At 35.8% G+C, this 12,556-nt stretch carries 6 protein-coding genes; all 6 read left to right on the forward strand.

Features of this window, described 5'->3' with window-relative positions; genetic code table 11:
• Nucleotides 1-19: 19 nt before the first annotated feature.
• The 6 genes from N3I35_07895 (at nucleotide 20) to N3I35_07920 (ending at nucleotide 12,324) form a co-directional block, all read left to right on the forward strand.
• The gene (locus tag N3I35_07895) at nucleotides 20-2,254 is read left to right on the forward strand and encodes a pilus assembly PilX N-terminal domain-containing protein (GenBank protein MCX8130003.1); all 2,235 of its coding nucleotides are present in this window, start codon (nucleotides 20-22) and stop codon (nucleotides 2,252-2,254) included.
• Between the two features lie 19 nt (nucleotides 2,255-2,273).
• A complete protein-coding gene (locus tag N3I35_07900) occupies nucleotides 2,274-3,542 on the forward strand; it encodes a hypothetical protein (GenBank protein ID MCX8130004.1) in 1,269 nt (422 codons plus the stop codon).
• A gap of 21 nt (nucleotides 3,543-3,563) precedes the next feature.
• On the forward strand, nucleotides 3,564-8,138 hold the full coding sequence (locus N3I35_07905; protein ID MCX8130005.1) for a hypothetical protein: 4,575 nt from the start codon (nucleotides 3,564-3,566) through the stop codon (nucleotides 8,136-8,138).
• Between the two features lie 116 nt (nucleotides 8,139-8,254).
• Complete coding sequence (locus N3I35_07910) at nucleotides 8,255-10,618, forward strand: hypothetical protein (protein ID MCX8130006.1); 2,364 nt, start codon at nucleotides 8,255-8,257, stop codon at nucleotides 10,616-10,618.
• A 173-nt stretch (nucleotides 10,619-10,791) separates the two neighbouring features.
• Complete coding sequence (locus N3I35_07915; protein ID MCX8130007.1) at nucleotides 10,792-11,910, forward strand: pilus assembly protein PilM; 1,119 nt, start codon at nucleotides 10,792-10,794, stop codon at nucleotides 11,908-11,910.
• A gap of 162 nt (nucleotides 11,911-12,072) precedes the next feature.
• Nucleotides 12,073-12,324 (forward strand): iron-only hydrogenase system regulator, encoded by a 252-nt coding sequence (locus tag N3I35_07920; GenBank protein MCX8130008.1) that lies wholly within the window; start codon nucleotides 12,073-12,075, stop codon nucleotides 12,322-12,324.
• The last annotated feature ends 232 nt before the right edge of the window (nucleotides 12,325-12,556 follow it).

The following is a 12,556-nucleotide window of genomic DNA, read 5'->3' on the forward strand; positions in this document are numbered from 1 at the left end:
TTTTATTGGGGGAGTATGAATGTTTTTTGGCAAAATGAATAATAGAGGATCAACTTTGGCTACTGTACTTATCACTCTTACTGTATTGATAATACTTGGAACCGCATTAATAAATTCATCTTTATACAGCTATAAAACGAGCAAATTCCAACAGAATATAGAATTTGCACATTATGCTGCACAATCAGGAATAGAGAAGGCATTTGATAGTATATACAGGCTCTGTGAAAATCCCGTTTTTACTAATGGTGTTCCACGACCGACAGATATGGATTTTGCCAATAATGTAATAGAAAAGATAAAGGAGACGCTGGATACTTCATACGTTAATCCGGGTGATCCTTTCAAATATACTATCCCGGGGGGAGTAGAAATAACGGATGAGGGTATAAACGCTGATGTCAGCATTAGCGATATAAGGCTAATAAATCAAAGCCTTGTTCCACCTGTTAATATAAAAATGAATATTACTATAGGTATAGTTGCCAATGGCTATTTTAAGAAAGGTATTTATAATTCCGGGATCAAGCCGGTGTACGCACAAAGGGAATTTGAAGTATTTCTGCCCACAGTTTTTGAGCTTAATGCTCCTATTTACAGTCTGGGTGACCTTGTAACAATGAATGGGATAAACGCATGGATTGGAGGAGATGTATATGTATGTGGCACTTCTCCGGAAGTTCCGGGTCAGGCAGAACAGTTTTATTATGGTGGGATTTATTCCAGGCTGAATTCAAGACTGACTATAAACGGTAATGTATACTGCAGGAGTCTGATAAGAACAGGTAAGTACGATGATATAGTTGCAGGTGCGATAATTGATGATAACAGCGCCATACACATAACAAAAGATGCTATAGCGCAGAGTATACAGGCTTTTGGTAAAAATGACAGGATCGTTGTACATAACAACGCATATACTTACGATGATGTGGAAATGAATGGGGAAGATTCTATAATAGCTATAAACGGAAGCTACTTTGGCATTTCAAAAGGTATTGTACACCATGACGATTCAAGTGCTATTGTAAATAGCGCAGTAGTTCATTATCCTGGATCTGCAGCAGCAAAAAGATCTCGTATTGTCATAAATGGTGATGTTTTGATAAACGGCGGAACTTTTAAATTTGATACTGACTTGGGCGCACAGGGACAAATTGAAGACGCTTCAATAGGATGGAGCCCTGGAACAAATCAGGCAATGTATAAGAATTTTAACTGGCTAGGAGGGACAGACTACCATAGTTGGTTAAGGGCAAACAGAAGCGATGTTACAGGTTTTGGGAACTTATTACAGATATGGCCAAAACAGACAGATATAGGTGCCTGGTTAGCTGATATAGATAACGTAAGGTCTCCAGGAGATTACAACAATATAACTGCAATTCCAACAGAAATAACGGGTTATTGCAACTATGAGATGGCAGCAAATGATGTGCTATATTTTATGGATAAATCCGACATAAGTGCTTCGGAAGTCAAGCCTCTAAATAACCTTGCAGGCTATACCATAGATAATGTCAGTGGTGTAGGAAGTAACTATTGGGACTACACTATGTGGGGAGGTTCATATGTCAATATGGTATCGGAAATGTTGGAACAAATAGGCGGACATTTGCTTCCTTTGACAGAAAAGTTTGTAAAAAGGGATTACAAATACTCACTGGGTAAAATTTTGAACAAGCCTGCTCCAGCTACTGGAAATATTACCGGTGGAGATAATCTTTTCACATTTTTACAGGGTAGGCTTAATAATATTTTTGCTCCAGGCAGTAGTTACTATGTTGTTAACATCGATGATACAGTAGGAAATACTGAGCATAGCGAAAATTTAGGTGCAATTTTATCAGGAAAAGATATTACTAAAGATTATTTGATTATTAATAATGATCCTGAGGTAACACTTGAGATATCAAATAGCTTTAACGGTATTATTTTCAGTATGGGACGTGTATTGGTCAGAGGCGGAGCTTCGATTGATGGAGCTATAATTGCTTCTGGACGGGGATATGTAAACGGTTCCTTTAATGGATCTGCCGCTGAAAATATAGGGACAATGCCCGACATTGAGTGCAGAATTCCTAAGATCAGTGAAGATGGTACAGGAATAAACCTGATGGATAACGGCGATTTAGCCGGGATATGCTTTGAAGGTTCAGGTACAGCATCAGTATCCTTTCCTGGAAGAGTAGCACTATTTAACAGGTTTAGTTCTCAGGACACGATTTTTAATGCTTTAAGTTCCATACTTTAAAATCTTGAGGTGAAAATTGATGACTGCATTGTATAGAAAATTAATTGTCTTTATTTGTATTGTTTTGTTGGGTACTAATACTGCTTGTACTATGCCTTTTTCTTCAGCCGGCAAAGCTGTATCTGCAGATAAAATCAAATCTGGAAAAAAGGAGATTTCTGCGGTGAGCAAGTTGGACACCGAAATGATAGAAAAAGTGATTTCTGATTATGTCCTTAAGCTGTATTCACTTCCTATAGAGACAAGCACGCAGTGCAGTGTTAATGGGAATATACCATATGAATTAAGAAACTTTATGTCGTTACACACTTTGAAGCTGGCAGATTCTAATCCGGAAATAGGAATTCATATGCCAAGGTATGTGTCTTTAAATGGAGTAACTGCTATTGGGTACGAAATCCTTGCAAATGAAGGAAAAAAAGGCAGTCCTGAAGTGTTTGTGTTATGTACAGGGAAAAAAGGTGATATTGTTAGCTGCTATGTAAAGGTTGGATTAAGAGCAAAATGTATTCCTGATGACTTCTTTGATAAGGTATTTAAACGTAATCCGCAAAGTTATGTCTATGAAAAAATGGGTTCTGTTGATGAATCTAAAGTAGATTATATAAAGGTACAGGCAAGGTATAACGTTGAAGTGATAAAAGAGGATAAGGAATACAAGATATCAAAAATGACTGAAGCTGATTTGAAACCGGGAATAAAAAATAGGATATCTCGACATAATAATGAATTCATCATCCGCTTGCCATACCTCAGCATATCTGCTTTACCAATGGGAAATGTAAGCATAAACAGGGATGATGAGAAAGTATTCAATGAAGAAAAAACAGTAATACAGTCATTTTTTGAGGGAATCGCACGAAGTGTTGATAATGAAAAATCAAATTTATTATACTTATCATGGACAAGCAATGATTATGCTAAATTACTTGACTGCATAAAAAAGATTGAAGCTCTAAACGGAGAAAAGGGTAGGAAAATAAGTGACTTAATGGACATAAACAGCGAATATATGAGTAAATTTGAGTTCGAAGCTTTTCCACTTAGGTCAAATATGAGCAGCATAAAATCATTAAAAAATTTCAGGATTATGCCGCATCCCGGATACTCGGAAAAAAACAAAAAATATATTGTAAATTTTGAAGCATCCGTAGAAAAAACTAATGGGATAAGCGGAGAAGAGCAACTATACAGATATGATTATTTTGTTACAGTCAACAGAATGGGTGATTCTGTAAAAGTAATTGAATTAAGACTCAATGAATGCTTTTGTATAAGCAGTTCTTAAATATATTAAGGGGGGATTTGAGTGGGTAGTAGGAAAATGAAAAAGATGTTGGCGGTGATGCTGGTACTTTGTGTAATTTCGGGTATATGCATGCCCGCAAGCTTTGCAGAAGGTGTTGCAACGAGTGTAGCAAGCAATCTGCTTGGTGCAGACGTAGCTCAGATGATGTTCAACACAATGAAATCAGCATTGAAGGAAAAGGAAATATCACTGGCTGTAAAAAATCAAATCACAGCGTGGAAAACATTGGCAGATGTACCTGCTAACTTTTGGGCATATAACTATATGAGGGCTTATTATAATTATTTTAATAAGGAAAAGAGAAATGCCATTATCACCAGACAAGAATTTGCAATAGCAATGATTGGGTCAAAAAGACTTGACTATAATGCAAAAGGAAAAGTGTTTGCCAAGGATCCTTATCTTTTTAGCAGTGCCCCAATAAATTCTTTTGCCGATAAAGGCGAAGTTACTGATATATTTAAGTATTTTGTTGAATTAGCGCTTGAAAAGAATGTTCTAAATGGGGTCGAAAAAGATGGTAAGAAGTATTTATATCCTGCAAGGGCAATAACAAAAGAAGAAGCTTTACAATTACTTGCAAATGTTTCTGCATGCAATGAGAATAATTTTATACCAAGTTCGACTAAGATAGCTGCACCAAGGATAACAGCTACGAAAAGAGATGTAAAAGTGGGTATATTGATTTTTGATAGTACTCAGTTTGCAAATAACCAGACAGATGCAAATCCGGATTATACATTGTTTTATGCACTAGACAGAAACATCAATAAACCAATGGACTGGAATCTAATAAATCCGCATAACCCGGCAGGAACATCAAAAAGTGATGCTAACGGGCTTGATACCAATGCAGCCGACCAGAGTGAAAGCCGTAAGGCTAAATTCAGATATTGGGAAGTAAAGCTAAGCGAACGTTCAGCAGATGAGTTGGCCAATGATTATGATGTTTTGTTTCAAACTTCTCATAAGACAATCACAATGAGTAATGCGGATAAGGAAAAAATCCAGAATTTTATAAACAAGGGTGGACAAATGTGGTGGGAAAACTGTGACGGCTTGGTTGTAAACAACAATTTTGTCAGTTATGGGTTTGCTAATAATAATTACATAGATTCTACTAATAGAATAAGATATGACCAGATTCCGGATGATATTAATAGTATACACCCCCTTCTGGATAACATCTACAGAGTGAACACTGATATAGTAACCTCCGGCACAAATTATTCACCAACACATACTGAAGTAACAAAGCTAGGAGATTTAAATGAATATAAAAAGCGTACCGCATACATTACAAATGTAAAAAGAACGCAAAATGAAGTAGTTGTTGTAAAAAACATAAATCCTTCAAACAAGGCACAGGACTTACCAAGTATCATATGTTCTACTTTAGGAAATGGCAGGTTGATTGTTTCTGCAAATGATATTGCCTGTGGTATTTGTGATATTGTCAATGGTGGCGGCAATGGAGTGGAAGACTACAAATTCAGCTATAATCTTATTGGCTGGATGTCCAAGGTTGCAGTTGATTTTGGTGAAATGGAAGGTAAGACATGGGAGAACATAAACCCGACTGAAATTTCACTTGTAGCAACTGTTACTAATCTTGGGGGGAAAATGAAAGACTATATGCTGACACCTGTTGTAGGTAATGGGTGGAATTTGATTCCTTCAACCTCATACATAGTAGATAACAAAACGCTGATAGAAAATTACGGTCAAGAAGTAATTGGTTTTTCCGGATACCCCAAAATAATACGATTGGCATCAAATGAGTCTGTAAACATCACATATACACTGAAAGTCAATGGAGAAATGAAGGAAAATACAGAATATAAATTTGAAATACAAGCCAAGGCACAGGGAGACCAGAGGGATACAGATAAGTCTGAATATAAACTATCTGTTGCTAATGTACCACTGAATCCGCCTATTTTATCATATGATCCAATCAATGAACAGGTGGATAGCAGGACAGATTATTGTTTAAAGACATATGTAGATGTAGAGATTCCTTCTCCGCTTTCAGATGACAGTATCGTATCACCTCCTATTGATACATATGAAATGTATATTGATTTATACAGGCTAAATCTTGATGGAAGCAATAAGCGGCAACTGGTACCGGAGAAGATAATAGCAGGAAACCTGAAATCACAGGCTTCCAGTATAGGTGAAAAAGATTATAAAATATTAGTAAGTGATAGCTTACTATCGACAGAGGGATTAACCGGTGTTACCACTGAAAGTTATATTGAAGGTAGTCGGTTAAAGATAATTGCAAGAAACGTACAATTTAGCAAGTCAGGTCAAACATTAAAGTTAAGAATAGATCTTGCAAGATTAATAAATGGGTATAAGTACGAGGTTAGTGCTTATACAAGGAGATTAAGGGATAACAAAACATCCGAGACAAACGATGAACTTAAACCGAAAGTACGTTTCGATATTAATTATGGATATAATAATCCGGCAATATCAAAACTTGAGGAATTCAACTGGACTGTCAACAGTGTAAAAATCGAGTTGTCTTATTCTATACCTCAATATTCGGATATCTATTCATTGGGAAAAGCGGAAAGCAACAGAATTGAAGTTTATAGAACTAATGGTGAGTTGGAGACTATAGTTGATTCAACAAACTTGATCAAAGAGACAGAGGGCACGATTAATGGCACTTGGTTGACAAAGGCTTTAGATTCAAGATATAAGTACTATGCCCGAATAATTACATCAAGCTCTGCGCTTGATCAAACAAGAAATGCGGAATTGATTGCTTTTGTTCCATTACATGACCCCAGATTTACACTGGATGCAGGTACCACTGAAGTAGATAGTGCAGAGGATTACTGCGTAGAATCTTTTATTGATGTAAATATACCGTCGCCAATGGTTTCTAATAATGCAAGTGCTCCAAATGACACATATGAAATATTCTTTGACATATATGGAATGAATTTAGATGGGTCAGATATACAGACTATAAATGCTTTAACGGTAAACGATATTTCAAGTATACAGAGCCAAGCAGCGGAAATAAGCAAGAATGATAATAAAATAATAGCTAAATGTATAAATTTTGAAGGAATAGACGATGTAACACTGACGACCAGTATTGAAGGAAACAGGCTTAAGGTGACAGCATCAAATGTCCAATTTTCATCAGTGGATGAGAATTTAAAGCTTCATGTAAAACTGGCAAGGCTTATTAATGGCAAAAAGTATGAAATTAAAGCATATATGAAAAGATTAAGTGATGAAGCAGTTACTACCTGTATCGATGCACTCAAACCAAGGGCTTCCTTTATTGTCAATTACAAATATGAAGAACCCGGTATTACAAGAGTTCAGCATTTAGACAAAACAGATACTAGTGTGAAGTTGGCAGTAGATTACACAATTCCTGAATACTCTGATTTATATACTGCATTTAAAGCAGAAAGTAACAGGATAGAAGTGTATAAGGTAGATTCCGATGGTGCTGAAACTGTTGTGGACTCTGAAAATCTTCAAAAAAGTACTGCCGGCAGAGTTACTGGAACATGGACATCAGATACGCTTCCTTTACTTACAGCAGAATCAAATTACCACGTAAGGCTGACTGTTACAAGTACTGCTCTTGATGAAGTTAAAAATATCAGTAATACGGTTCTACTAAATCTGAAAGCTCCTGAACTTTCGATGAGTGCTGGAAATATCGAGGTTGACTGTACAAACGATTATTGTATAAAAACATATTTCGACGTCAGGATACCCTCACCTATAGAAGCCGGTATGATAGGTGCGGGAATGGATACATATGAATTATACATTGATTTATACAGGATGAATGCCAGTGGTGCTGATAGAAAATCTCTCAAACCAGTTATAATTAGCGATTCAGGGAGTTTGAAATCGCAGGCTGGTGAAATAAACAAGGAAGAGTTGGAAGTGCTTGCAAAAGCCATAAGTGTGGAAGGACTAGATGGTATTGTAGTGACTAACACAGCAGATGGCAGCAAGCTAAAAATAACATTATCAAACGTTAGGTTTACAAATTCAACTCAGATGCTAAAAATCAGAGTCAAGTTAGGAAGACTAATAAATCTCCATAAATATGAAGTAAAAGCGTATTTGAAAAGAGTTAGTGATGGTGCGCTTACTTCTATGAATGATGCGTTAAAGCCTAAAGTAAGCTACAATGTCAATTTCGGATATTCTTTGCCAACTATTAAAAAAGTTAGGGAAATAGAACGGTCTGGAGACAGAGTAAAGGTTCAGATACAGTTTGTAATGCCTAAATACTCTGATATATATTCTAGTTCATCTCAAAACTCTAAGGTAGTAATATATGGCACAAATAATTCAGGAGAAACCATAGAACTTGATAGTGAAAACATTTATATAGGAAATAGCAAGATAAACAGTACATGGATACCTGACGGAAATGGCAATATTACAGGGACTTGGATTACAGACCAATTACTCGTTAACAAGAAAGTCACTGCTGCGATTATGTTAAAGAGTACTGCCTTGGATACTGAAGGGACAAGTACTATAATACTTTACTATACTGTAGATATCAACTAGGCTTATCTGAAAACAAAATCAATAAATATATAAGGAGGCCTGAATCATAGGATTCATGCCTCCTAAAAGTATTTTAGGATTAATAAGTTATTATTTTATTATATTGGGGGATGTAGATGAAAAAAATATTTTGCATAATTTGCTGTTTATTACTTGTACTAAATACAATTATGTTTGAGGGACGTATGGCTAAAGCTGATGAAATGCTGGTAAATCAGGCACTTCCTCTCAACTTTCAGACAATTCCATATGATTTTAGTGATATTAATGTAACAGGTTTTTCTACTCTTGAATATGGAGATCTTGTGTGTAGTTTTGACTTAACTAACCGCTCTATTGAAAAAGAGTATCTGGTTCCTCTATACGTTATAGGAATAGATGACAAGGGTAATCTTATTGAGGTAGGATCTACTACGGTTACTATACCTAAAAGTCCTGCAAAAAGCATTTCTTATAAAGGAAGTGACAATAAAACATGTACTGTCAAAGTTCTGGATGAGACAAAGATATCTACCGTTAAGAAAGTGAAAATTAGATTAAAAGCCGGGTTCTTTATAGCCTCGATACAGACGGGTATAGTAGGCAATACAAGTGAAACCATTCAACTTTTCAGTTACGGTATAAGAAGAGATGATATACAAAACAAAATAATAGTAACAGGTATTGTGAAGGATAATTATCCTTATCCTTTTAGCAGCGAAGTGAAGACGATTAAACAAAACGCAGGGATAGTAGCCAGTGGATATGATAAAAACGGTAAAATTGTAGAGGTTCAGGGAGCCTCTGATAATGTTCCGAACGGGGTTGTAAAAACCTTTGAACTGACATTCCTGGCAGGGTCTTTAATAGACCAGGTGAATGTTAGTGTTACGGGTAACTCTAATTCAACCTTCTTAAATATATACGGCAACAGGGTTGAAAATGGCAAGAATATAATAACAGGCAACATAGAGAACAATCCTTACAGTCAGTATGTTCAGATTGTAGCTAAGGGTTATTCGGGAGGGAAGGTTGTTGAAGTAGACGGGAAGACATTAACTATAGAAAAAAGTGCCAATGCCAGCTATAGATTTGAAATGGATCAACACAATAATATTGATAGAGTTGAAGTGCTGGTAAAACAGCAGAAGGAAATAGTGGGGAGTGCGGAGCTTGTTGCATACAGCACACATACTGAAAGTAATAAGATAATCGTAGATGCACTGGTATCGAGTGGATACTACAAAGATAAAAATCTAGGCATTATAGTATCGGGATTAGATAGGGATTTTAAAGTAATAGAGACTAATACTTCCATACTTCCATTTAAGGGTAATACCATTCAGCTTCAACATGTGAAAACTACTCTGGAAGCAGGAGATCGGATAAAACGTGTGAATGTAGAACTGGCAGGGATACTTGAAGATCAGATTTTACTCAGAAAATGTGCTTATAGGGTAGAAAATGGTACATATCTGGTAACAAGTATTATTGAAAACGGAAATACCGTACAGCAAACTGCGGGGGTTAAGGTAACAGGTTATGATGAGGCGGGAAATGTTGTTGAAGTTACAGGATATAGTGATAATATTCCTGCCAATAGCACAAAACAATATAAATCCATACTTACCAATACCAAAGACATAAAAAAAGTTACAGCAGAGTTCGTAGGATTAGTAAAAGGTGATACTCAGGAAATTCATGCTTCCTATACTGATGCAGGCTATACTTTTGTATCAGGGATTATTTTGAATGGTAATGCTCAGCATTACGGAGGGTTTATAGCTATTGGTAAAGATAAAAATGGGAAAATAGTTGATATAGACAGCTTGTATAGATCATTAGATCAAAATACTGTAACACCATTTTTGTTAAAGCTTAATAACTCAAAAATGAAATCACTACAGACATACATAGTTGAAGCAAACAAGTTAAGTCCAAATCTGGTGCTAAATGGCGCAGGATTTTATAAAGAATTGGAAAATGGGCATATTAACGCTGTTATTTCTAATGGAACAACATTAAAGCAAATTGCTGGTATTGTTTCTATCGGATATGATTCCAGAGGTAAAGCGGTTGATATGAATGCTACACGACCTTATGAGATTTCTCCATTAACTGTAACAAAATTACAAAATTCCTTAAGCAATATTAAGCAAGTAGTAAGTGTAAAGAGCTTCCTCTATGGGGTCAAATGCAATACAAGTATTCTGGCATCCAGTTACTCAGTGGATCATCAAAGAAAAACTGACATATATTCCTTATGTATTACTAATGGGGCTGCAGAACAAAAATTCAAGGTTGTATATACGACATATGACACTAAAGGCAAAAAACTGAAGGATGTCATTCAAAATGTGCAAATATCCAAATATGGAGCCAAAGTTGTAACTGTAAACATTAATAAATCGAATATTTCGAGAGCTTTAGTAACTGTATATGATTCTACAAACAAGAAAATAACAGGAAAGGGGATTTCTGATCTGGTGTATAAAGGATAGATTTGCAATTACTTGGTTCAAAACAACTATAGGTAATTGGAACAAACGCGAAGCAGTTCTTAAATACAGGCAAGAGGCAGTATGCTGATAGGTTGCAGGTGCTTGATAATGAATTTTTATAATGGCAGTATATTCCTTATAATCGATAAAATAACTTTATGTGGTGATTAGAGATGGTTTTTGATTTTTTACGTCGCAAAAAATCCAATAATGAAATGATATGCATCGATATAGGCTATAAAAATATAAAAGTTGTGGAGGTTGACGCAAATAAAAGCAATTCCAATATCCACATCAGTAACTATGGGATAACGGCGACTCCGAAGGAGTGCATAAAAAACGGAGCTATATATGATGTGTCACGTGTATTAGATATGATTAAGCAGGTTATATATCAGCAGCATATGAAGGCAAAAAATGCGAAGATAATTATGTCCGGTACTAATATAATTACCAGAATTTACTTGATTGATAAAAAGTCAGGGGAAGAAAGCGATGATACAATTAAGAAAAGTATCCCGGGCTTTTTTCCACTGGATATTGACAACTATCAGATAGATTATAAAATACTTCAGACTGTATTAGACAGAGGGGTAGAAAAATACAAGGTGTTCCTCACAGCCGTTCCCAAAAAGATACTTCAGAGCTATGTAGAGGTGTTGAGAGGGTTGGATCTTAAGCCTCTTGCTGTTGATATACCAGCAAACAGTACTGCCAAGTTCTTTAACAGGGATATTGAGGTTACGGAGATGGAAGAATGGTACCGCCAGAAGGTATATAAAAAGGTTGGTACTGAAGCCTTTGCGGTTTTGGATTTTGGATCTGAAACTACAATAGTCAATTTTTTAAATGATAAGATTCTTGAATTCAATAAGGTTATTCTTTGTGGCAGCAGCAATATTGACGAGCATCTGGCAAAAAATATGGATATAAGGCTTGACGAGGCTGAGTGGCTTAAAAAGAAATATGGACTAAAAGCACCGAGGTATAATTCGCCTGAGGAGCACTATACTTCACATGAAATAATCACTGATTTCATAGAAAGACTTGTAAAACAGATAGCTAATTGTTTTATATTTTATCAGGAACACTGTTATGGAAAACCTATATCAAAGGTGTTCATTATCGGCGGTGGATCGCAATTGGCAGGATTGAGACAGTATTTATTCTCCGTTTTCAACATACCTGTATACCCTGTAGGATTGATGAACTTAAGAGGAGTTGAGCTGGAAAAGAATCTGGATCAGGAAAAACTGAATTATCTGATAAATTGTGTAGGTATTTCATTGTAAAATTACTTTATGTGAATTACCTGGAAACGTCACAAAGCGTTTTACGGATAGCAGAAGGTTCACTCCTCTTTTACATAATATTTTTTATATTTTACTGTTTACATTTTTCTGTAAGTTGGTATAATTATTATTGTAGTTAGTTAAATAATTAACGAGGTTAATATGGAGACTGTGAACAGAGTTGCTGTCATAGGCATTGTTATTAGTAACCGTGAAGAGGTTGCAAGAAAAGTAAATGATATATTAAGTGATTTTGGAAGGATTATTGTAGGCAGGATGGGCATACCTTATAAAGAAAAGGAAATTTCCGTCATGTCAATAATAGTTGACGGAACTAATGACGAAATAGGAGCTTTAACCGGCAAACTGGGCAATATTAAGGGGATAAAGGTCAAAGTAGCATTGACATATTAAACTGGCGTTTTTGGTTCTGATATCCGGTACGGGTTAATTAATTCAACTGGCACAACAGATAGATTTATAAAAATAGAAACATTGTAATTGAATAATCTGAGGTTATGAGGGGAGTGTAAAGCCCGAAAACCAAGGAGATGACTTAATCCTGAGGGGATGGTTAATTCCTAGCTGAGGGGAGAGAATGGCATTTGTTAAATATCGGCTCTTCCTGAAGAAAAACTTTCGGGAG

The sequence above is a fragment of the Clostridia bacterium genome (genome assembly GCA_026414765.1).
In the GTDB taxonomy this organism is placed as follows: Bacteria; Bacillota; Clostridia; order Acetivibrionales; family DSM-27016; genus SKW86.

Excerpts from the sequence above, each read along its gene's own strand:
- N3I35_07895 (MCX8130003.1), top strand. The coding sequence starts at position 20 with ATGTTTTTTGGCAAAATGAATAATAGAGGATCAACTTTGGCTACTGTA.
- N3I35_07900 (MCX8130004.1), top strand. The coding sequence starts at position 2,274 with ATGACTGCATTGTATAGAAAATTAATTGTCTTTATTTGTATTGTTTTG.
- N3I35_07910 (MCX8130006.1), top strand. The coding sequence starts at position 8,255 with ATGAAAAAAATATTTTGCATAATTTGCTGTTTATTACTTGTACTAAAT.
- N3I35_07915 (MCX8130007.1), top strand. The coding sequence starts at position 10,792 with ATGGTTTTTGATTTTTTACGTCGCAAAAAATCCAATAATGAAATGATA.
- N3I35_07920 (MCX8130008.1), top strand. The coding sequence starts at position 12,073 with ATGGAGACTGTGAACAGAGTTGCTGTCATAGGCATTGTTATTAGTAAC.